Annotated in this window: 16 protein-coding genes; 7 read left to right on the top strand and 9 right to left on the bottom strand. The window is 43.4% G+C overall.

Going from position 1 to position 24348, the window contains the following annotated elements; all coding sequences use genetic code 11:
- Positions 1 to 213 precede the first annotated feature (213 nt).
- Positions 214 to 1797, bottom strand: a complete 1584-nt coding sequence (gene rmuC, locus FRX45_RS16465) for a DNA recombination protein RmuC (protein WP_152269550.1) — start codon at positions 1795 to 1797, stop codon at positions 214 to 216.
- Between the two features lie 73 nt (positions 1798 to 1870).
- Positions 1871 to 2476 (bottom strand): tRNA-(ms[2]io[6]A)-hydroxylase, encoded by a 606-nt coding sequence (gene miaE / locus FRX45_RS16460; protein WP_152269549.1) that lies wholly within the window; start codon positions 2474 to 2476, stop codon positions 1871 to 1873.
- A gap of 314 nt (positions 2477 to 2790) precedes the next feature.
- Here miaE and FRX45_RS16455 point away from each other — a divergent pair, with 314 nt between their 5' ends.
- The 4 genes from FRX45_RS16455 to trhO all read left to right on the top strand — a co-directional run bounded on the left by FRX45_RS16455 (position 2791) and on the right by trhO (position 9653).
- Entirely contained in the window at positions 2791 to 5232 is a 2442-nt protein-coding gene (locus FRX45_RS16455; protein WP_152269548.1) for a penicillin acylase family protein, read from the top strand.
- 184 nt (positions 5233 to 5416) lie between these two features.
- The gene (locus FRX45_RS16450; RefSeq protein ID WP_152269547.1) at positions 5417 to 5761 is read left to right on the top strand and encodes a hypothetical protein; all 345 of its coding nucleotides are present in this window, start codon (positions 5417 to 5419) and stop codon (positions 5759 to 5761) included.
- Between the two features lie 57 nt (positions 5762 to 5818).
- Positions 5819 to 8281: a DUF5686 and carboxypeptidase regulatory-like domain-containing protein gene (locus FRX45_RS16445; RefSeq protein WP_152269546.1), complete on the top strand. Its 2463-nt coding sequence runs from the start codon at positions 5819 to 5821 to the stop codon at positions 8279 to 8281.
- A gap of 331 nt (positions 8282 to 8612) precedes the next feature.
- Positions 8613 to 9653, top strand: coding sequence for an oxygen-dependent tRNA uridine(34) hydroxylase TrhO (gene trhO / locus FRX45_RS16440; RefSeq protein ID WP_152269545.1), 1041 nt, complete (start codon positions 8613 to 8615; stop codon positions 9651 to 9653).
- Here the strand turns inward: trhO and FRX45_RS16435 are convergent.
- From FRX45_RS16435 to FRX45_RS16405, 7 genes are all read right to left on the bottom strand, one after another.
- Positions 9625 to 10056 (bottom strand): four helix bundle protein, encoded by a 432-nt coding sequence (locus FRX45_RS16435; RefSeq protein ID WP_152269544.1) that lies wholly within the window; start codon positions 10054 to 10056, stop codon positions 9625 to 9627. The genes trhO and FRX45_RS16435 overlap by 29 nt on opposite strands.
- Before the next feature lie 261 nt (positions 10057 to 10317).
- Entirely contained in the window at positions 10318 to 11454 is a 1137-nt protein-coding gene (locus tag FRX45_RS16430) for a lactonase family protein (RefSeq protein WP_152269543.1), read from the bottom strand.
- Between the two features lie 5 nt (positions 11455 to 11459).
- Positions 11460 to 12389 (bottom strand): phosphoribosylaminoimidazolesuccinocarboxamide synthase, encoded by a 930-nt coding sequence (locus FRX45_RS16425; RefSeq protein WP_152269542.1) that lies wholly within the window; start codon positions 12387 to 12389, stop codon positions 11460 to 11462.
- Positions 12390 to 12449: 60 nt separating this feature from the next.
- Positions 12450 to 13073 carry an exosortase/archaeosortase family protein gene (locus tag FRX45_RS16420; RefSeq protein ID WP_152269541.1) on the bottom strand — a complete coding sequence of 208 codons (624 nt, stop codon included), beginning with the start codon at positions 13071 to 13073 and terminating at the stop codon, positions 12450 to 12452.
- 124 nt (positions 13074 to 13197) lie between these two features.
- Complete coding sequence (locus FRX45_RS16415; RefSeq protein WP_226805419.1) at positions 13198 to 13434, bottom strand: PID-CTERM protein-sorting domain-containing protein; 237 nt, start codon at positions 13432 to 13434, stop codon at positions 13198 to 13200.
- Positions 13435 to 13474: 40 nt separating this feature from the next.
- Positions 13475 to 17092, bottom strand: coding sequence for a T9SS type A sorting domain-containing protein (locus FRX45_RS16410; protein WP_152269540.1), 3618 nt, complete (start codon positions 17090 to 17092; stop codon positions 13475 to 13477).
- 29 nt (positions 17093 to 17121) lie between these two features.
- Positions 17122 to 17622, bottom strand: a complete 501-nt coding sequence (locus FRX45_RS16405; protein WP_152269539.1) for a hypothetical protein — start codon at positions 17620 to 17622, stop codon at positions 17122 to 17124.
- A gap of 596 nt (positions 17623 to 18218) precedes the next feature.
- On the opposite strand from FRX45_RS16405, the gene FRX45_RS16400 reads away from it, so the two are divergent.
- From FRX45_RS16400 to FRX45_RS16390, 3 genes are all read left to right on the top strand, one after another.
- On the top strand, positions 18219 to 21131 hold the full coding sequence (locus tag FRX45_RS16400; protein WP_152269538.1) for a TonB-dependent receptor: 2913 nt from the start codon (positions 18219 to 18221) through the stop codon (positions 21129 to 21131).
- A 171-nt stretch (positions 21132 to 21302) separates the two neighbouring features.
- Complete coding sequence (locus FRX45_RS16395; RefSeq protein ID WP_152269537.1) at positions 21303 to 22787, top strand: sulfatase family protein; 1485 nt, start codon at positions 21303 to 21305, stop codon at positions 22785 to 22787.
- Between the two features lie 31 nt (positions 22788 to 22818).
- Positions 22819 to 24336, top strand: coding sequence for a sulfatase family protein (locus FRX45_RS16390; protein WP_152269536.1), 1518 nt, complete (start codon positions 22819 to 22821; stop codon positions 24334 to 24336).
- Positions 24337 to 24348 lie beyond the last annotated feature (12 nt).

Here is a 24348-nt window from a genome sequence, read left to right as displayed (position 1 = left end):
TTATCAGGTCAGATTTATAGCGGTTTTTGTTGGGTTATTGGTTTATGGAAGGTGGGCATTTTTTAGTACCGCAACTGAAAAAAGATTTGAGATAGCGATTATGCTCCTGCTACGTGGCGCTAAGGTACTGCGCCCGGGGGAGACTTGTATAAAAAAGGACAGGAAGTTGGTTTGATTTTTTTAAAGCATTTTTTCTCAGGCTTTTAACTTTATCTAATCCAATAGTTTAACATCATCATCCTCCAGCAATTCAATTTCCGTTAAGAGCGCCTGTGGAATGGTTTTATTGGTTGTTGCTTCTAATCTCTTAATATTTTCAAGCCGGCCAATGATGGTATCGCCTCTTTTTTTGCCGTCCTTCAGCTTATTCATGGCATCATCACAGGTATCGGAAGTGTCTTTTAGTTTTGCTTTGATTTTTATCATGTCTTCGGCAAAGCCCACAAATTTATCGTATAAAGCGCCGCATTGCTTAAATATTCCTTCCACATTTTTAACCTGGTTTTCTTTTTGCCAGATTATTTTTACCACTTTAAGCGTGGCGATTAAAGTAGTGGGTGTAATTAAAACGATCTTTCGTTTTAAAGCATTATTGATTACTTCCGGGCTTTGATTTATAGCCAGCGTTAAGGCCGGTTCTACGGGCATGAACATAAATACATAGTCTGGTGTGGTAAGCCCGGCGAGCGACTGGTAGGTTTTGTCTGCCAGCTTTTCAATATGATCGTTTACGCTTCGCAAATGTTGTTTTAAATATATTTTTTTCTCTTCAGGGTCCGAAGCATTAAAATAATTAACGTAGGCGGTTAATGAAACCTTGCTGTCAATGATCAGATGTTTTCCGTTGGGAAGGTTTAAAATAAAATCGGGTTTGCGATTTATTTCCGCATCGGTATCCCTGTACATTTCTTCCCTGGTATAGTCAATGTACTTTTGCAGGCCTTCCGCTTCTAATATCATATTCAACCTGTCTTCTCCCCAGTTACCCTGCATTTTTACTTCCGATTTTAATGCGGAGGTTAAATTTTTCGCGTCATCGCTTAGTTGCGTATTTAATTGCTGCAACAGTTCTAATTCTTTTTTCAGGGAGGTTAAATCATGAATGTCTTCTTTTCGCGTGGCTTCTACTTTTTCTTTAAATGCTTTCAGATCATTTTTGAAAGGGTCAATTACAAACGACAGCTCTTTTTTATTTTCCTGCACAAACTCGGCTTTTTTTTCTTTCATAATATCCGTAGCCAGGTTCCTGAACTGTTCTTTTGAAAGGTTGTGGAGCGATTCGATCTCAGTTTTAAAAAGGTCTAATTTTTCATTCAGGTGTTCCTCTTTTTGTTCCAGTCCGGTAAGCCGGGTATGCAAACTGAGTATGGTTTGTTCTTTTGATATTAATTCCGCTTCCGCCGAATACAATTTGCGGCTGATGATATCAAAACTTTCTTTAGCTACGTAGTTTTTTTCAATTGCTGCTTTGGAGAGTTTTTGTTCAGATTCGCCTGTTAGCTTTACAATAGTTTCCTGTTGTGTTGCGGCTTCTTCCTGTTTTTTTGTTAATTCATTTTTTGTGGCGGACAGGGTTGCGTTCACCGATTCAAATAATGTTTTGGAAATATATTGCTGATTCAACTCTTCTTTGCTGATTCGTTTGGCATGATCAACCTGGAGTTCGGTAAACTGTTGCCGGAGATTTTCAAAATCGGGTTTGGGGATATGGTTTTTTTGGATTGTTGATTTAAAAACGAAATATCCAATCAATCCTCCAATGAACAATCCTGTAAGCAGGTATATAAGAAATTCCATTATAAAGTTGGTTCAGAACTCAAATATACGAATTGCTAAATTATTGAGCAAAACCTAACAGGTTTTGACATTGCTAATGTATCCTGTCGCCCCGTACTTCGGCGCCTTGCATTATTTCGGCTTCATAATCTAACCATTCCGCCCAGCGCTTTCTCACTTTTTCCTTGTCTATATAGGTTTCTGCAAGGTCAATGAACAAAGTATAATGCCCTGCCTCGCTTTCCATAAAGCGGCGGTAGAATTTGCGCAGGTAGGCATCATCTAATCCCTCACTAAGCCGCTTGAAACGTTCGCAGCTTCTTGCTTCTATCAGGGCCATGGTGAGCAGTTGATCCAAAAACCGTTCTTCAGGACTGCCGCCTTTTTTCTGAAATTCAAGCAGTTTGTTTACATATATGTCTTTGCGCTGTTTGCCCAAAGCCAGTCCACGTTTCTGCAATTCGGACAACACCAATCTGAAATGCCCCCATTCTTCCGTAACAATGGGAGCTAGTTCGGTAACCAATTTTTCTTTATCGGAATAACGCTGAATGAGGGTTATACAGGTAGTAGCCGCTTTTTGCTCGCAATAAGCGTGATCTGTTAGTATATTTTCAAGACTCATACTTGCCAGATCCACCCATCGCGGATCGGTAGGCAATTGCAGACCCAGAATATTTTTTACATCCGCTTCATTCATGGGATAAAATTAAGAGATTTAAAATTGAATCTGTTTCGGATCAAGGCCTTAGGTTTCAGGTCTCATGTTACAAGTTTCAGGGTTAGATTTTGGATAGTGGCGAGATATGGATTTTAAACCACCCTGCCTTTTAGTTTGAGATCTGAAATTTTAAATTGTATTGATCTTCGGATTTCGGTATTCTCCGCTTCGGATTTGTTATTTGAATTTATTTGTTTCTTGTTATTTGCGATTTGGTTCTTTCCCCGGATTCATACTTTATTCATAGCATAAATAATTTACTGATTTTCGCCCCAACCCTGTAATTTTAAACCATGAGAATTGTCTTTTTCTGCATTTCTTTTATCGTCACTATTGTGCTGATCGTTGCCCTGGGCACCCGCACCTGGCTTCCGGTTCCGCTGGGCAGTTTTTTAAGCCCCCAGCATGGAATATGGCAAAACGCGGAACCTTTGGGGCAGGATTTTAATGATGATCTTCAATTTCCACAGCTTAAAGGTAAATCCACCGTATACATTGATGATCGTTTGGTGCCCCATATTGTTTCAGATAATGATGATGATGCCTGTTTTATACAGGGATATCTGCATGCCCGTTTCCGTTTATGGCAGATGGAATTTCAAACCTATGCAGCGGCTGGCCGTATTAGTGAGATCGTGGGTGAAAAGGCGTTACAGTACGATAAAGGCAGAAGAAGGCTGGGAATGGTATATGCAGCAGAAAATATGCTGAAGGAAATGGAAGCCAATCCCATTACCAAAGCGCAGGTAGATAACTATACGGCAGGAGTAAACGCATATATTGCGTCACTACCCGAAAGCAGGCTGCCTGTAGAATACAAATTATTAGGGTATAGACCGGAAAAATGGAATAATCTCAAAACGGCTCTTTTTGTAAAACAGATGGCCCAAACCCTTTCGGGTTTTTCGGATGATCTGCCTTTAACAAAAGCCAAAGCTTTTTTTGGTGATGAAGCATTGCGTATTCTTTTTCCGCAGGTAGATGATTCGTTAGATCCCGTTATTCCCAAAGAAACGGTTTTTCCGGCGCCAACGGTAACTCCCGCCGCACCCGTAGCTTCAGACTCTTTGTATCTCAATAAAAGTAAAGCTACCGGCACAGTACAGGAAATCAAAAAGCCCAATCCTGCCAATGGCAGCAACAACTGGGCGGTAAGTGGCTCGCGAACACAAAGCGGCGCTCCTATACTTTGCAATGATCCTCATCTTGATCTCTCTTTTCCTGCTATCTGGTACGAAATGCAGGTAACGACGCCCACCATGAATGCTTACGGTGTAAGTTTTCCCGGCGCGCCCGGCATTATTATAGGATTCAATGACAGTATCGCATTTGGCTTTACGAGTTCAGAAAGAGATGTAATGGATTATTATGCTATACGGTTTAAAGATGAAACCAAAACCCAGTACTGGTTCGACAGTAGCTGGAAGAACAGCAATTTGAGGATAGAAGAAATTAAAGTGAAAGGCAAACCTGTGGTGTATGATACGGTAGCGTATTCCATCTTTGGTCCTGTTGCATATGATAACAGTTATCCTTCAGCCGATGAACCCGGTGCCGCTCTTGCCATACGCTGGAAAGCACATGATCCTTCGAATGAATTGCTGATGTGGTATTATTTGAACCGTGCCAACAATTACAGTGATTATAAAAATGCATTGCAGTATTTCACCAACCCAGCGCACAATGTCGTTTTTGCATCCAAATCCGGCGATATCGCCATCTGGCACCAGGGCGCTCTACCTGCCCGCTGGAACCGGCAGGGCATATATGTTATGCCCGGAGAAGACAGCAGTTATATGTGGCAGGGGTTTATTCCCATGGATGAAAATCCGCATATCCTCAACCCCGAAAGAGGATTCGTGAGCAGCGCCAACCAGCGTCCGGCCGACAGTACCTATCCTTATTTTATTCCCGGTTATTACGATTTGTACAGGGGCATAGCCATTAACCGGAAATTGAATGCTATGCATGGCATTACAGCAGACGATATGATGAAACTTCAAAATGACAACTACAATGTATTTGCGGAAACTACAAGACCCTTACTGCTCAAATATATTAAGGATAGTCTTTTGAATGAAAATGAAAGGAAATATCTTGATATCGTAAACGGGTGGTCGCTCTACAACAATATCAACGAAAGAGGAGCTACTATTTTTAAATTGTGGTACGATAATCTTGAAAAGCAGGTATGGGATGATGAATTTGAAAAAGCCGGTGTTACAGCACTGCGTCCGTCCGAAAAAACATTAACGGAGGCTTTGCTCCGCGATACGGCTTTTAAATACATTGATAATATCAATACACCTGAACATGAAACCATTGCAGATGTAATAACAAGCGCATATCAGCAGGCTGCAAAAACTGCGGATTCGCTCAGCGCTATCAATCAGCTAACCTGGGGCGCCAATAAAAATACATCCATCTATCATTTGCTGGGCGCGGCTATGATGCCCTTTGCCAGAACGGGTTTGCCTGTAGGCGGCGGTGCGCATATTATTAATGCCATGCAACACAATCACGGTCCCAGTTGGCGTATGGTAGTTGAGCTAACAAACGAAACAGCGGCTTATGTTGTATACCCCGGCGGACAATCGGGCAATCCCGGCAGTCCTTATTACGACTCGTTTGTAGATAAATGGGCGGCAGGTGAATATTACAAGGCATGGTTTATGAAAAGAGGCGAACAGGAAGGAGATAAACTGGTGTGGAAAATGGAGTTTGGCCGTGAGTGAATGGTGAGAAGTGGATGGTGAAACAGTGCGGTCGGTACGCGACGAAGGAGCGTCAGACCGCTGGGTAGTGAATAGTGAATGCATCAATGAGTTATCAGGCAATCGTTAGTACGCTCAAGCTGAAAGCCGAAAGCTGACGGCTCAGAGCTACCAGTCAACTACAAATCAACCAACAATCAACAACATGAAATTTATAGTTTCCATTGTACTAACCGCATTGCTTAGTTTTGTTGCCTGCCTGTACCTTCCCTGGTGGAGTATTGCCGTAGTATCTTTTTTAATTCCGATGATCATTTTTCAAAAACCATACATGGCGTTTATAACCGGGTTTGTTTCTCTCCTGTTGCTGTGGGGAGGATTGGCCTGGTGGATCAGTACAGCCAACGATGATCTGCTTGCCCATAAAATTTCTGTATTGGTAATAAAAGCCGACAGCCCTTTTTTGCTGATCGGGTTAACGGCATTAATTGGAGCGGTAGTAGCAGCATTTGCAGCACTTAGCGGCTCGTTGCTTCGCCGCTTATTCTAATGGTTTGTGATTGCATTTACTTACAAAGCCTTATTTTCGTTAGGGTAATGTTGTTGCATGAAAAGATATTTGCTGCTTATCGTTCTCCTTGCCGGTTTCCGTTTATTTGCGCTTGCTGTTCCTGTTACTGGAACCGTAAAAGACAATAAAGGGAATCTTCTTCCATTTGCTTCGGTGGTTGTTAAGGGTGGTGTAATAGGAACTACCGCTAATAATGACGGTAAATATATATTGAATCTTCCTCCCGGAAACTACACGCTCCAATGCATGCATGTTGGATATAAAATGCAGGAAAAGGAAATAACCATACAGGGGCAGGGATTGAAAGTTGATTTTATCCTTCTTTTGCAGGAACTCATGTTAAAGGAAATAGTGATAGGGGATAATGTGGAAGATCCGGCCTATGAAATTATCCGGCAGGCAATAAAAAAACGATCTTTTTATAAAAACCAGGTGGATGCTTTTCAGTGCCAGGTATATATTAAAGGACAGCTCAGGCTCCAGGATTATCCTGAAACGATCTTTGGACAGAAGGTTGACTTTTCAGACGGAGACACCAGCAAAAATAAAATGATCTACCTCTCCGAAACCATAGCTACCTATTCTTTTCAAAAGCCGGAAAAAGAAAAAGTAGAAGTTGCTTCAACAAGAGTAAGCGGCCAGGCAGAGGGTTTTGGATTCGGCAGCCCGAGGTATGTAACTTTTTATGACAACAATATACAGATCAGCAACGCCCTCAATCCGCGGGGCTTCATATCACCCATTGCCGAAAATGCCCTGAATTTTTACCACTACAAATTCATGGGGAGCTTTACCGAAAACGGGCGACTGATCAATCACATAAAGGTTACGCCCAAACGAAGTTATGAGCCTTTGTTCAGCGGTTATATCAATATTGTTGAGGATGAATGGCGGATCCATAGCGTGGATCTGATGCTTACCAAAAAATCGCAAATGGAACTGGCCGACACATTGCGTATTGAACACCTGTATGTGCCTGTTACCAAAGATGTATGGATGATCCACAGCCAGGTAGTGTATCCCGCAGTTAAAATGTTTGGTTTTGACGCCAAAGGTAGTTTCGTTACTGTTTATTCGGATTACAGACTTGATCCTGAATTTGATAAAAATTTCTTCAATAATATCATTTTAAAATACGATACGGGATCCAATAAAAAGCCCCGTGCTTACTGGGATACCGTTCGGCCAATACCGCTTTTGGACGATGAAATAATGGATTACCTGAAAAAAGATAGTCTCGAAATCGTACGGCGCGATCCTAAATACCTTGATTCTGTTGACAGGAGAAAAAACAGGTTTACCCCCCTGGGTATTTTAATTTTCGGACAAACATTCAACAGGCAAAGTAAAAAATCATCGTTCAGTTATCCGCCATTGATCGAAGTAACCAATTTTAATACGGTGGAAGGATTTAATATCAATTTAGGACCAACGTATTCCAGGAATTTTACAGAGAACCGGTCTGTTTCTGTTACACCTACACTGCGGTACGGATTTACCAACCAGCACTTTAACGCCGATATGGCTGCCCGGTATACTTTCGGAAAAGGGCGTATCAATTCGATTGCGGTTGCCGGCGGTAAAAAGATATTTCAAATCAATAATGACAATCCGGTTAAGCCGATTGTAAATACATACAATACCCTTTTGTTTGGAAGTAATTATTTGAAAATTTATGAAGCAAAATTTGCAGAGATCGTATTTACAAGAGGAGTGGGAGAGGGCACTACCATTAAAGCGAATATCAGTTACCAGGACAGGATCCCACTGTCAAATACCGATGATACCTATTGGGGCAACGCTAAAAACCTCAGCAAGCGAACACCCAATTACCCAATAGAACTGGTTTCAGAAAATTTTCAGCGACACCAGGCTTTGTTCGCGGCATTTACTGTAAGTTACCGGCCCGGCACAAAGTACGTACAGTTGCCTGAACGTAAAATTAACCTGGGTTCCAAATATCCAATGTTCACCCTAAGTTATGCTAAAGGGATAAATGGCGTACTGGGCAGCGATGTGGATTACGATCGCTGGAAATTTTCTGTAAAGGATGATATTAATGTAAGGCTGGCCGGCATGTTTGATTATAATATTTCGGTAGGTGGCTTTTTTAATAACCGCAGACTGGAGATACCCGATTATCAGCATTTCAATGGTAACCGGATGCTTGTAGCAACGGAATACCTGAATAGTTTTCAATTGGCGCCCTATTATGCCCGCTCTACTACCGAAAGGTTGTATGCTACATTAAATGTTGAGCATCATTTTAACGGGTTCCTCACCAATAAAATACCTTTCATTAAAACACTCAACCTGCATCTTGTTGGGGGAGCCAACGCTTTTGTAGTGAATAAAAACAATTATTATTATGAGGCATTTGGCGGTATAGAAAACATTCTTAAAATTATAAGGATTGATTATATATGGGGTTTAGGCAACCAGGGATTTCAGAGTTCCGGGCTTCGCATTGGTTTCAGGGGAGCATTGGGAGGAAATTGAGTGAAGAGAGTAGTAAGTGGTAAGAAGTAAGTGGTAAGTGTGTGGTAAGAGTGAGAAATGAAACGAGAAAGGTGAAACGAGAGCCGTGAAATGAGAAAGGTGAGAAGAATGAATAGTGTCTTGATAGCCCTTGTTAGTACACTTTGGCAGACTGCTGAAGGCTGATAGCTGATTGCAGCTATAACTTGTACCCTGCAACTTGTATCCTGTAACCTGGAACTGGAAACCCCAAACTCCCAAACTCTCCCTATCTTTGCGCCGTTTAAGAAATTTTGTTCGTCATGCAAACGACCCGTCCTGAGCTATAGCCCGGGCATAAAATTTCAATATTATGGCAGTATTACACAATCGCATTTCACAAAAGGAACTGAAGGAGCTTATGCTCCGGGAAACAGAACCCCGCACTACTCTTTCATTTTACAGGTATTTTACAGTAAATGACCCGCAGCATTTCAGGGATGAATTGTATAAGGCATTGGATGCTTTAAAAGTATTTGGCCGCATATATGTGGCTCACGAGGGCATTAATGCGCAGGTAAGTGTTCCGCAGTCGCATTTTGACGCATTTCGTACTTATCTGTATTCCGTAACGGGTTTGGAAGATATGCGTTTGAATATTGCCGTGGATGATGACGGAAAATCTTTCTGGGTATTAAAAATAAAGATCAGGGAAAAGATCGTAGCGGATGGTATTAATGATCCCGCTTTTGATATGAGCAAAAAAGGGAAATATGTGGATGCAGAAAAGCTGAATATTTTGGCGGAGGATCCGGATACCATCATTATTGATATGCGCAATCATTACGAATATGAAGTGGGTCATTTTGAAAATGCGATAGAGGTGCCCAGCGATACATTCAGGGAACAATTGCCTATGGCAGTTGAAATGATGCAACCTTATAAAAACAAGAACATCATCATGTATTGCACCGGGGGCATCCGCTGCGAAAAGGCAAGCGCTTATATGCTGCACAACGGCTTTGAAAATGTATTTCACCTCGAAGGCGGTATCATTAATTACGCAAGAGAGATAAAAGAGCGCAACTTAGAAAGTAAATTCACCGGGAAGAATTTCGTGTTTGATGACCGTTTGGGCGAACGCATAACCGAAGATGTTATCGCCCATTGCCATCAATGCGGAAAACCCTGCGATACCCATACCAATTGTAAAAATGAGGCCTGCCACCTGCTTTTTATTCAATGCAAAGAATGCGCAGAAAAATATCGTGGCTGCTGCAGCGTGGAATGCAGCACGGTTTACCAGCTTCCCTTAGAGGAACAAAAACAATTGCGCAAAGGGATAGATAAGGGACAGCATATTTTTAATAAAGCCAAAGCAAGGCTCAGACCCAGGCTGTGGGAGAGAGGGTAAGGTTACAGGTTACAGGTTTCAGAGTTCGGGGAAATTCATTAAGATTTTGGATAGCCCATTGCGTATACCTGTTTATCTTTTTGCTCAAAGCTTCATAACGGCTTTTTAATTCATCGTAAACATCTTTATCCATTAATGAATGCGTTTCAAAAAGAAAATCTAAATGAATCATGGTCTCATCACATTCGGCATGAGCGTATATAAGGTATTTAAGAAAATCTGCTTTATATTTTCTTCTGCCGTAGCCTTCTACTATTGTTGATGTTACGGATTTTGAAGAACGCCTTATTTGAGAGCCTTCCTCATACAATTCAAATTTGGGTAACGTCAACGTGATCTTATGAATGTCAATTGCCAATTGTTTTGATTCTGCATATATCTGCAGATCATGATAATTTTTCATGGTTAAATATTTCAATAAAAATACAAAACAAACATTTTGGTTGTATTGTGTATTTCCCTGCACCTTGCAACACGTCCTTACACCCTGCAACCTGTACCTTGAAACCTGCACCCTGCACACCCTGTACCTTGAAACTTGTACCCTGCACACCCTGTACCTTGAAACCTGCACCCTGCACACCCCGTACCCTGTAACTTGAAACATCTTCCTGCACCCTGCAACTTGTACCCTGTAACCTGCAACTTGTAACTTGTAACCGCTTTAATCCTTTCCAACCCATTTTAAACAAACCGGTTTGCCCACTTCAATGCGCTTACCCGTATCTGTTAGCAATCCTGTTTGCTTGTCCCTTTTAAAGATCACAATATTGTCGCTTTCCTGGTTGGCGGCTAATAAATAATTGCCCGATGGATCTATCGTGAAATTCCGGGGAATTTCTCCGAGGGATGACTGGTGCCCGGCCAAAGTAAGGGTTCCGTTCTCCTGGTTAATGGCATAGATAGCAATGGTATTGAACCCGCCCCGGTTGGAAGCGTACAAAAATTTTCCGTCTGCCGATACATGTATATCAGCGCTGCCGATAAAACCCGTGTCATTGTCCTGTACTGAAGCAATATGCTGTATGGGTTTTAGTTTCCCGTTGTTGTATTGGAATGCATCTACCGCGCCACCCATTTCTTCAATCAGGTAGGCGTACTTATTGTTAGGATGAAATGTGAGATGTCTGGGTCCGCCACCGTCCTTTATTTTAGCAAAGGGCTGAAGGGCGGGTTTTAATTTCCCCGTGTTTGAATCGAAAGCATAGATCATTACCTTATCAATACCCAGGTCGGGCACAAATAACCATTTGTTGTCCTTCGAAAGTATGGTGCAATGCACATGCGGCTTTGACTGCCTTTCTTTGTTTACACCGGAACCCCTGTGCTGTATGGTAGTAGTGGCATCGCCCAGTTTGCCGGAAGCGCTTACAGGGAATACGGAAAGCGTTCCGCTGCTGTAATTGCCTGCAATTACCCATTTGCCGGTTTTGTCTGCCTGGATATAGCAGGGTGCATCGCCGCCCGACAATTGTTTGTTGATCGCCGTGAGCCTGCCTGTTTTTTTATCGAATGAAAAAGCGCTCACTTCACCACCGTTATCATTGTTCCCGTTTTCATTTGTGGCGTAAACAAATTTTTCATCGGGAGAAACTGCCAGGAAAGACGGGTTTGAGCTTTTAATATGACTGACTACTTTAAAACTTCCATCCTTACTGTTAAATTCAAATACATAAATACCTTCACTTTTGCCACCGGTATAAGTGCCGGTAATAAGATAATGCAATGGGTTGGATTGTGTCATGCCGGTAAAAAATAAAGCGGATAATAAAATAGTTAATGCGGTTGATTTTATTTGCATAATGATCACATATTTAGTTCTTCCAGTCCCTTTACAACCCGGTTGTAGGTTTCTTCCTCACTCAACATTTCCGGTTTAAACTTTTCGCCGGTTACTTTTTCAAATAATTCAATATACCTGTTGCTGATGGTTTGTACCCATTCATCACTCATATCCGGAACGGTTTGTCCTTCTTTGCCCATAAAGTTATTGGCAATCAGCCATTCCCGCACAAATTCTTTACTCAGTTGTTTCTGGCGTTCTCCTTTTTGCTGTCTTTGCTCAAATCCATCGGCGTAAAAATATCTGGATGAATCGGGGGTATGTATCTCATCCATTAAGCATATGGTATCGCCCGTCTTGCCAAATTCATATTTCGTATCTGCCAGTATCAGTCCCTGTTTGGCGGCGATGGCTTTACCTCTTTCAAACAATTGCAAGGTATAGGAAGAGAGCGTATTCCAGTCTTCTTCGGTTGCCAGCCCTTTGGCAATAATTTCTTCTTTGGATATATCTTCATCGTGCCCCTGCTCAGCCTTTGTTGCCGGCGTTATGATGGGGGAAGGAAACGGATCGTTTTCTTTTAATCCTTCAGGTAGTTTCACGCCGCATAGTGTTCTTTCGCCACTGCTGTATGTGCGCCAGGCATGTCCTACCAGGTGGCCTCTGACGACCATCTCTAATTTAAAAGGAATGCATTTTTTACCTATAGCAACATTGGGTGCAGGTACCGCCAGCAGCCAGTTCGGACAAATATCGGCTGTTGCTTCCAGCATGCGGGCAGCAATTTGATTCAGTACCTGTCCCTTATAGGGTATAGCACGGGGAAGAATAACATCAAATGCGGAAATACGGTCACTGGCAATCATAACCAGGAGGCCATTGCCAATGGTATATACATCACGTACTTTGCCTTTGTAAAAAGCGGTTTGTTGCGGAAACAAAAATTTGCCCATACGCGAAAATAAACTGCAGGCTCGATATGTCCAACTGCGAAGTTAAATCGCAAACCGTCATCACCCTATTTTACCTTCATCTTCGCCAGATTCCTTGTTTTTAAACTTTTTGTAGAAGAACCAGATCATGCCCAGTAGCACAATATAGCAGCCGTAATTGAACAGGTCGTGGTGGTCAAGTGTTCGCCCGTGTTTCCAGCCCTGTTTCCATTCTTTCCAGTTGTTTTCAAGCGCGATCATCAGCAGGGCAGTGCGGCAGCAGTTAAGGAACCAAATGGCCAGAAATCCCCCAACGCCCCATTTGATCTTTTTCTTCCAGCTCATGCCGTTGGCAAGCACAAATGCGGCCCAAAAGCTGAATATGCCCAGCCCTACGCACTGCCAGTTCATAAAAAGGCTGTGCCCGCCGGGCACTACAAGATACCTGGTGTTAACAACATGGGTATCCAATCCAACTGCCTGTGTCATCAGGTTGGCAGTGTGCATAATGCTCCCGGTGATCCAGTTGATATAATTCAAATGGTCAACAAACCAGGCATTGTATCTTTTTTCGGGCAGGGTAAGGTCAACAAAAAACATATTGGTGTAATAGAACAATGCAAACAAGGCAATGAACTTCAAAAGAAAGGAGAGATCAAAATAGTGGTTTATTTCCTTACTTACGGATTTGATAAAAACTAACATTGTGTTCAGTGGTTTCAGTGAATGATAGGGTAAACGCTATAATAGCCAGTTACTTTGAAGAGTATGCTGGGCGACAACCCTCCAAAGTAACCGGCATTTAATATATCAACAGAGCGCTACTGCTTTATTCAACTTTTTTCAGATCATTTTGTGCTTTAGGTTCCTTTTTCCTTTTGTCGTATGCTTTCTTCGCTCCGTAGGCAACTCCGGCTGCAATCAGCAGGCTTAGCCCCCCGTCAATGGGTATTTCATCAGGATCCGTTCCCGGATCGCCCGGTAGCTGGGCCAACAACGAGGGGATATACATTACAAAGCATACAATGGTCAAAACTGCAGTTGTCAAAAGGGGTTTTAGTTTCATAATAAACGTTTTATAAGAATTAAAAAAGTGGTTACAGATTTTATTTGTTCAAAAGTTTAATAGTGGTACGCGTATCTTTTCCGGTTATCCTTAACTGGTAAATACCGGCAGGTAATCTTCTTTCCAGGTCAAGTTTCTGGCTCAGGCTGCCACCAGCATGCTGAATATTCCTGCGCAATACAACCTGTCCTGCGCTGTTCAGCAATTCTACCCTGTACATTCCTGCTGCTGAATTTTCAAACTGCAGGTTCACGTTTCCATTGATGACCGGGTTGGGGTAGGCTTTGATCAGTGATCTGCCCGATATACCGGCGTTGGCAATTGATTTCTTCGTTAAAAGAACTACTTTAAACCTGTCGCAGCTTGCAGATGCCGCATCGGAATTGACCTGGAAGTATACCTGCGATATTTCAGATGTATTGATCGTTGTGGAAGTATGCAGGTAATTGTCTTCAATAGTAGCCGAAACCACATCTGTAAGATCAATGGGATTGAACTCCAGGATATAACTTCTTTGCGTTGTATTGGAAAGATTAAGATAAAGCGTATCGCCGTTGTCACTTATCGGCGACCTTCTGTCAACCATCAGCGATTGACCCTGCCTTACGATGGCCAGGTTTTCAAGCTCATTTGGCATCTTAATGGCATCCATATCATCAATAGTACCGGAGAAATTCCGGCTGTAAGAAGTGAACACTTCATCTAAGATATTTGTTCCGGCATCATTGATGGTTTGCAGGTTGATCCTTAATCCCTGCGCGTTTCTGGCAGGAGCAAACAGCGGAGCATCCGTACCATCAGCTTTTCGGAAAACATTCTGAGCAGGCGTGGCCGACTTGTCGGATTCTTTGATCATGATGCTTCCGGCTGCACCGGTAGATTGTACCAGGAAAGCCTGACCACTCTGGATATACTGACTTTCGGGACTAACCGAAGCCGGTGTCACATCATAACCTGTACCATTGTAACTGATATTTACATAAGCGCCTACACCATAAGTGCCACCCATTTTTGGATCCCATACATAAAAGCTGTTCTTCACATTCGTTCTGCTAATGGTTGCAAAATTGATGGGCGAAGCAAATGGGTTGGCAACGGCTGTAAATCCTGTGGCACCAACAGGTATGGTTTGGTTACCGGTCAGCAATGGCCCGTTCGCACGGAGTGTTGTATTGTTGGCCGGAACTGTATTGTCTTTCATCGTAATGCTTCTGTCTCCTCTTACAAACAGAAAATAAGGCTTATTGGCAACTGTTGCCGTTTTTGTACTGGTAACAGCCTGCAATGCACCTGCGGAGGTAAAGCTTTTCAGTGATGATGTGCTTTGACCAAGGATATTCTGATCAAAACCATTGGCAACCGATCCCACGGTTATGAATGTTCCATATCCCGGATTAGGATTGGAGTTGGGGGATGCAGTTGTTACACCTTCCTGCCAAGCCTGGTTGATGGTTTGCGTGCCGCCTACCGGAGCGTTCATGAGCCGCCATGCCCTGCGTGCAGGTATATAGCGTTCAACAGTAACATTACCGTTAATGCTTCCGCCTACAGGCGCAACCCTTGCTGTGTTGGTTGCATTGCTCTTGAGCGTAAGTTTATTGGCTGTATTGAGTACTCCGTTTGTAACCATCAGTACATCATAAATATTTAATGCGGTACCAATAGTTGCAGAAGCGCCGGTTCCGGTACGGTTCAGCGTTAACATTTTTAGGCTGCTGCCGGCGCCTGCTGTAAAGTTCAGGTTACCGGGGCTGCCGCCATTGGTGCCGATAATAGAAAGATTTGACGTGGTGGAGCCCGTTAAGGTTCCTGCACCGGTTAAAGTAGTAATTGATAAAGTATACCCGTTGATTTTTAACTGGCTGCCCGATGGATTATTGAGCGTGCCGTATACCGTCCAGTTGCCGGTCATAGTGTAGGATCCGGAACGATTAGCGAGGTTAAATATCTTACCATCGCCGAAATCGGTTGGGTTGGCGCCACTTCCATCGAGGTTTACGCCCCATGTAAGCACATCATGCAAATTGCCGGCCGCTTTGGAATAGTATATGTTGCTTGCGGTTTTTGTCCAGGTAAATTTAGCGGGTGCAGAAATGGTCCCTACGGAGGCAACTATATTATCATCGCCTGCATTGGCACCGGTATAGCAGAATTTAGCTATTCCGCTTGCGTTGGTATTGGCAAAGCCCGTACTGCCCGGGTTAGCGCCTGTGATTGTAAAGTCTACGCGAACGCCTACCAGTGGATTATTGAACTGATCCCTTACCAAAGCTTCAAGACAATGTTCGGTGCCCACAGCGCCGGTACCGGTTAATGGGGTAACACTTAAATTGGTTACACTGGCTACAGGAGCCAGGGATTGACCACCCGGATACCCGTAGGAGTCGTAGCTGTCGTATCCATAAACAAAAATTCCGAAAGGAAGATTTGAACCATTGATCGTATGCGAACCCAGGGAGATATTCAATTGTGCTCCCCTGAACCCGGTAGTTCCAATAGGTGAAAATGATGCGGCTGGTATAACCACACCATCTAACTTTAATGTTCCCACTGCTGCAGCCGGCGCCACTACATTTACATAATTGCCGCTAAAGCCCGATGCGGGAGTGGAAAAAGTATAGTTTCCGAGAAACTGTTCATAGGGGGTTATCAGCATCATAAAAGGATCTGATGTAACGCCGTCAAAGCTGCTGCTATTGGAATACTGTGCAACCAGGATGGGATTGTTGGATTTGATCTGGGATGCAACAGTAAGAATAGTTTCAAATAGCTGCCCTTTGTTTAAGGTGGCAACAATAGAACCATTCACTTCAACCGTAGTACCATTGGCCGATGCCAGGAAACGGAAAGTATCTCCTTTAGTACGTGTTTTTAAAGGAACAGAAATAAAGTTTTTGCCCCATGCAGTGGCTGGGGGGAGTTGCTCTATAATATGATCGCAGGCTACATATCCCATGGGAATATTAGCGCACTGCATGCCCCCAAACACAGCAATGGGTTTATTGGAGGTAATCAGCGTGCCGGAAAGATCCTGTGGAGCTGCATCTGTATTTCGTAAAAGGTAGGTTTGTCCCTGGTTGAGTATAATGTTATACGGTACGCCTGCGGGTCTTCCGCTGGTAGTAACCGTAGGGGTAATGGTAACCGTGGTAGCATTTTGTGCAGCCACAATGCCAAACTGGGTACTGTTAACTATATTGGTGTTTTTATATCCCAGGTTAATATAAGATGTACCTAAAATATCCGTTGGTAAAGCCAGGTAGGCATCCGTAGTTGCAGTATACCTGTTCAGTCCATACACCGTAACTTCCTTCCCCGCAACAATATGAATACCTTTGTTTTCTATCACGTTCGAGGAGTTAAGCTCGAGTGTTCCGGTGGGTAAATTAACGGTGGTCACCACCCCGGGTGTAACTGTAAAGTTTGCACTAAAACCCGTTCCGGGAGCGGAAACAGTGCCTGTTGTGCTTTCATCCCCGCTAATAAAAAAAGAGAGTGCCCCGGGGCTATAGTTGCCCGGAAATGTAAGCCAGAAATCCTTACCCTTACTGTCGGGTGCCTGGGCATTGGCAACGATGAAAAAAGTGCTTAAGAAGAGAGAAAGCCAAAATGGCAAAAAGACTTTTTTCAAAGATGGCAGGAAGTGAAATTGTTTCATACATGTTGGGATTGTTGGTTATGAAATTTTTAGTTGGCATTAGTCACGGCAACGTCTTTATAACTGAATTTAGAAATTACTGCTACATATGTGGGAACGGCTTTCGAAGCAAGAACAACCAATTCTTTATGAATTGGGTTAATGCAGTCCGTTTCAAATGTTTCGCCTGACTGAATAATCATTTTTTTCTTGTCTCCGTTTCCTTTAGCATCTTTTTCTACCTGTGTTTGAAAAGTTTCCTTCCAGGATACTTCAACCGGGTATTTGTTCTTATTATTCAATTTCAGAAATACGGCATCGCTGCCTTTACATGCAGACAGGGCATAGAAAAATTCCACGCCATTAACCGTTTTATCCAATTGCCAGTTCAGGTCTTGTTCCGGTAAAGACAGGGGATAATTGTGGGATGCATATATACCGGGAGAAAAGAATAGAATAGCGATGATTAATAAAGTTTTAGCCCGGCCAAACTTCCGGCTGCAATACCCGGGAGTGGGTATAATAACGGTATTCCCAGAAAAACTTTTCATAGAGAATTTATTAGATGGATAATAGATTGTCTGAAAAATCCGCTACTTCGGTCTTAAGCACCATGTGGTTTCAAAATATATTGGATCAGTTTTGTAAAGTTTGCTGTATACTAATCTTTCCTGCAGACTGGTCATACATTGCATATTGGATATTGGAGGATGGTGTAAGCAATGGGGATAACTGGATTTGCATAGATATGCTATGCAGCAGAATGATTAAAAAATGCTTTGGGATAAGATTTTAATAATTGGATTTTAAATATGGGTACTATACTTGTGGAGTAAAGTAAGCAGAATTAAAGTGGGCACAGATTTAAACCGGTATTAAACATAGAAAAGTTTTTTAACAAAAAGAAATTTTTAGAAGACTAATTTAAATAAAGCCTGTTTGTTTTTATTATAACAACTCGTCATTGCTTTTGTTACCACGATACAGGGAACGAACATGGAAACGCAGGCTTCTAAATATATCCCCGCGTAATCCATAATGGTATACAGATAGGCGGAAAACTGTTAGTTAAAAAAGCCGGTAAAGTTTTTGATATCTACTAACAATCGTTAATTTGCTAATAACATCTTTCACCAATTTGCTTATTATGAAAAAAACTTACCGCTACGTAACTGCTTTGTCATTATTGTTTTACACACTTCCTTCTTTTTCACAAAACGTTATTGTTTCTGGCAGTGTCAGGAATAATAACAGCAAGGAATTTGTAAGTGCCGTTTCTGTAATCATTAAAGGAACTACCGAAGGTACTTTTACCGATTCGAGGGGTAATTTTAAATTAACCACCAGCCAACCATTGCCGCTAACCCTGGTTTTTTCATCTATTGGTTTCGAAACAAAAGAACTGCAGGTTACAGGAACAGATCCTGTTGAAGCGGAACTTACACCTTCCTCCGTACTCGGTGAAGAGATAGTGGTTGCGGCCACCCGAACAGCTACAAAAGCTATGGAGTCGCCTGTAACCATTGAAAGACTAAGCGCGGCCAATATCCGCAATACACCCGCCACCAGCTATTACGACATGGTAGCTCAGTTAAAGGGCGTTGACGTTACTACCTCATCGCTCACTTTTAAAACACCGAGTACCCGCGGATTTAACTTCTCCGGTAATACCCGGCTTAACCAGTTGGTTGATGGGATGGATAACCAGGCGCCGGGACTTAATTTTCCCGTAGGGAATTTTACAGGGCTTACTGAACTGGATGTTGACAATATGGAATTGTTACCCGGTGCTTCATCGGCATTATACGGATCAGGAGGTGTGAACGGCACATTGCTTATCAATAGTAAAGATCCTTTTAAATACCAGGGACTGAGTTTTCAGGTCAAAACCGGGATGAATCATGTAGACAAAAGCCAGCGCAGTGATCCCGGTTGGTATAACGACTGGTCGGCACGCTGGGCTAAAGCCTTTAATAATAAATTCGCCTTTAAAGTGGGCTTTCAGTTGGTACAGGCCAAAGACTGGATTGCCAATAGTACGCAGGATTATGACCGGCTTACCCGCAAAACATTACCTGGTAACCGGCAAACAGATCCCAATTACGATGGTATAAATGTATATGGCGATGAAACCAATATGCGGGATAATGGATTTAGCATGAAGAGTCTTGCGCAGTTGGTACAGGGTCAAACACAGCAGGGCGTGCTGGCGGCAACAGGTGGCACGGTAGATATTGTTGAGATCATGAATGCGGTATTGCCTCCCAATGCAACACCGGCTCAAATCGGAGGTTTTATCGGGACCCTGCCGGAAGCCTTGCAGGGCCCGGTTACCAACATGGTTCCTTTTTATTTTGGCTTAAGAAATGATATTATTCCGGAAGCCAGCGCATCGCGTACGGGTTACGCGGAAAGCGATATGGTAAATCCCAACACCGTAAATTTTAAATTAACGGGAAGCCTGCATTATAAAATTACCTCAAACCTTGAAGCTTCGCTTACCGGCTATTTCGGAACCGGGAGTACTGTATATACCGGAAGCGACAGGTATTCTCTGAAAGATGCTAAAATAGGACAGTATAAGCTGGAACTGCGGAGTAAAAGCTGGTTCGTACGCGGTTATACCACACAGGAAGACGCGGGCGAAGCCTATAATGCTACCATAACCGCCCGTCGTTTAAATGAAGCATGGAAGCCCAGCACACAATGGTTCCCCGAATATGTGGCTGCTTTTGTGCAGGCGAGGGGAGCAGGAGCCGATGAAACCGCCGCACATGCTGCCGCACGGGCCTTTGCCGATCAGGGCCGCCCGGCAGCAGGCTCTGCGCAGTTTAAACAATTGTTCGACCAGGTACGCTCTACTCCTATACCCACAGGTGGATTATTTTTAGACCGCAGCGATCTGTGGATGACAGAAGGGCAATATAATTTTAAAGAGGTGATTCCATTTGTTGAGCTGGTGATTGGCGCATCATGGAAACAGTATGTATTGAATTCAAAAGGCACCTTGTTCATTGACTATGAAGGACCAATTGCTATTAATGAATACGGCGCTTACGGCCAGCTTACCAAAAAGTTGATCAACGATCGTTTAACCTTAAGCGTCTCGGGACGCTACGATAAGAACGATAATTTCAAAGGACGGTTCACTCCAAGGGCTTCGGCTGTAGTGAAATTGGCAGATGATCACAATGTTCGCCTGAGCTATCAAACCGCTTACCGCTTTCCTTCCACACAACAGCAATACATCAACCTGGAAATAGGCGGCGGACAATTTTTGATTGGCGGATTACCCTGGATACACGATGCTACCCTGCCGGGAGGCAAACCTGGTCCCAACCTGAACGCTCAAACTTCAGTACGTTTGGATAATAACGCGCAGCCGCTGGGTAACTACAATCCCCGGGAATTAAAACCGGAAAGTGTTGCTTCCTATGAAATAGGGTATAAAGGGCTGATAGCAAAAAAATTATTGGTTGATGTATATTATTATACAGGCCAGTACGACAATTTTATAGGAAGAACATTGGTAGCAAGACAGGTCTCTCCCCAGCAAAACCAGATCTATTCCATTGTAGAAAATGCGGCTACCATGTCTTCATCAGGTGGAGGCGATGTAAAAATTGATCCCATTAAAGTAAAAACATCAGGTTATGGCATAGGTCTGGATTACCGTTTAAGCAGCGGACTTTCTGCTTTTGCCAATTATTTTCACGATGAACTGGGTGATGTACCTGCCGATTTCATTGCCAATTTTAATACGCCCGATCACCGTATCAATTTTGGTGTGGGACATGCCGGGTTTGGAAAAAGTAAACGCGTGGTATTTAATATTACCGGGCGCTGGCAAACAGATTTCTTATGGGAAGGCGATTTTGCAACCGGTACGGTTCCTTCTTTTTTTACCATGGATGCTATGATAGGTTACCGGTTTCCGGCTATCGGTTCGCTGGTTAAGCTGGGCGCTACCAATGTGTTGAACAAATATTATATGAATGGATTTGGTAACCCTGAAATAGGGGGATTATATTATGTGAACTTTGCATACAATGTTTTCTAAGCTGCTGCGTTATTTAAAAAACACACACTAAAAAAAGCCCCGGTGCCTCAGATAAATGGCGTCGGGGTTTATTTTTATAAGTATTATTCAAACATTCGCAACCTGCTTTCAGTATTTTTGATTTAGGTTAATGTTGCAGAAAATGAATTTTTTAACCAGAATCAATATTGTATGAATAAGCAATTGTTCAATTCCCGGTTGTTGAAATTTCTGTTCCTCCTGCTTTCCTTTGTATTCATATTCCGGCCATTTTCCGGTTTAGCGCAGCACAATAATGCGCAGCCAAACATCATTATCATCTTTATGGACGATATGGGCTATGGTGATCTTGAATGCTATGGTGGATTCCCATATCATACACCCCATATTAATAAACTCTCGGTGCAGGGTATGCGCTTTACCAACTTCTATGCGGCCCAGGCGGTTTGCAGCGCTTCAAGAGCTGCATTGCTTACGGGTTGCTATCCCAACAGGATCGGCATTCACGGCGCCCTCTTTCCCTGGAGTAAGATAGCGCTCAATCCCGAAGAAGAAACGATCGCAGAATTGTTGAAAGCAAAGGGATACAGAACAGGTATCGTGGGCAAATGGCACCTGGGGCAAAAAGAACCCTTCTTTCCACTGCAGCAGGGTTTTGATGAATGGCTTGGACTTCCTTACTCCAACGATATGTGGCCGGTAAACTATGATGGAAAGCCAATAACGGATACGGCTAATCGTAAATCCCGCTTTCCTCCTTTACCCCTTATGGATGGCAATAAAAAGATCAGGGAAATTAAAACATCAGATGACCAGGCGGAGTTAACCGGTTTGTATACGGAAAGGGCTATACGATTTATAAAGCAAAACAAAACCCGCCCCTTTTTCCTCTATTTTGCACACTCCATGCCGCATGTGCCCATTGCCGCATCCCCGGCGTTTAAAGGGAAAAGCGGAGCAGGATTATTTGGCGATATGATAGAAGAAATAGACTGGTCCGTTGGCGAAATCATGCGTACCCTTGATGAACAGGGATTGGCAAAGAATACCCTGGTTGTTTTTACCAGTGATAATGGCCCCTGGCTCACTTTTGGTAATCATGCCGGCAATACGGCCGGGTTGCGGGAAGGCAAAGGAACCGCATGGGAGGGCGGACAAAGAGTACCCTGCATCATGCGTTGGCCCGCAGTTATACCTGCCGGAACCATTTGTAACAATATTGCTTCCACCATTGACCTGCTGCCCACTATTGCGGATATATGTAAGACCAAACAACCGGCCGGTAAAATTGACGGTGTAAATATCCTGCCCTTGCTGCGGCATAATAATGAAGCCAATCCAAGGAATGAATTTGCATACTACTACGATGCGAATAATTTGAAGGGTATTAGAGCGGGACAATGGAAACTGGTTTTTCCGTGCATTTCACAAACCTATAAAAAAACGGTAATGGGCACCGATGGCTGGCCGGGCAAATATGCCAGCGATTCTGTTCACCTGGCTTTGTACGACCTGCGTACAGACCCTGGCGAAACATTGGATGTAAAAACACAACATCCTGAAGTGGTAGAACAACTGAGTACGATAGCTGACCGGTATAGAAAAGAATTGGGGGATGATCTTACAGGTATAAAAGGGGAAGGCAGAAGAACGGCCGCTGTTGTATCATTAAATTAAATATTTCTTCTCCGTATAAAGACAACAACAGATGAAAAAAGGCATTCTCCTTGTAGCAGCAGTGTTTTTATTGAAGAGCATATTTGCCCAGCAGAATCCTAATATTGTATTGATTTATGCCGATGACCTGGGTTATGGTGACCTGAGTTGTTATGGCGCTACGCAAATTCAGACACCCAATATTGACAAGCTGGCCAAACAAGGGCTTCGTTTTACCAATGCGCATGCCACTTCCGCTACCTGCACGCCTTCCAGGTTTTCATTGATGACCGGTACCTATGCCTGGCGGAAAAAAGGAACCGGCATAGCGCCGGGCAATGCTTCGCTGATTATACCGGTTGATAAGATTACACTTCCCGCTGTTCTTAAGAGAGCGGGTTATCAAACAGCCATTATAGGTAAATGGCATTTAGGACTGGGAGGTCCTGAAGGCCCGGACTGGAATGGTGAAATAAAACCTGGTCCCAGGGAAATTGGATTCGACTATTCTTTTATTTTACCCGCCACGGTTGACAGGGTTCCCTGCGTGTATGTAGAAAATCATTACGTGGCAGGACTTGACCCGGCGGATCCGATACAGGTGAGCTATAAAGAAAAGGTGGGAGACTGGCCTACGGGTAAAGATCACCCTGAACTGCTGAAGCTGAAGCCTTCTCACGGCCATGATCAAACGATCATAAACGGCATCAGCCGTATCGGCTATATGACCGGCGGCAAAAACGCCTTATGGAAAGATGAAGACATAGCAGATGAGCTGGCATCCCATTCAAAGCAATTTATTATTCAGCACCAGTCCAGGCCCTTTTTCCTGCTGTTAACAACGCATGATGTCCATGTGCCGCGAACGCCGCACAGCAGGTTTGCGGGGCAAAGCAGCATGGGCGACAGGGGCGATGTGATCCTGCAATTAGATGCTACAGTAGGGCAGGTTACCCGAACGCTCGACAGCCTGGGTTTATCGGAGAACACCATTGTAATTTTCAGTAGCGATAACGGGCCGGTAGTGGATGACGGTTACCAGGACAACGCTGTTGAGAAATTGGGCAAACATCGCCCTTCCGGGAATTTGCGGGGTGGAAAATACAGTGCCTTTGAGGCCGGAACAAGGGTGCCGCTTATAGTGAGATGGCCGGCTGCTATAGCTGCAGGAACAGTATCAGATGCCTTGTTCAGCCAGGTTGATATGCTGGCTTCCTTTGCGGCGCTTACGAAGCAATCGCTGGCAGAAGATGAGGCAACAGATAGTTTTGATATGCTTGGAGCTTTACTCGGTAAGTCTAAAAAAGGCAGGCCTTATATTGTTGAACAGGCCAATGCGCTTTCTGTTGTAAAGGGCCATTGGAAATATATCGAACCCAAATCCGGAGCTGCGAAAAATAATGATGTGAATATTGAACTGGGCAATGCCATGCAGCCGCAATTGTATGATCTTTCAAACGATATTGGTGAAAAGAATAATCTTGCTGTAAAAAAACCATCGCTCGTAAAAGAACTTTCCGCCTTGCTGGAAACCATCAGGCAGAGCGATAATGAACGCAAACGCAACTAAACTTACCACTCA

Origin of the sequence: Agriterribacter humi, from assembly GCF_009192765.1 — a bacterium.
GTDB lineage: Bacteria > Bacteroidota > Bacteroidia > Chitinophagales > Chitinophagaceae > Agriterribacter > Agriterribacter humi.
The sequence above is the reverse complement of the archived record's forward strand: the minus strand, read 5'-3'. Positions and strand labels throughout refer to the sequence as shown.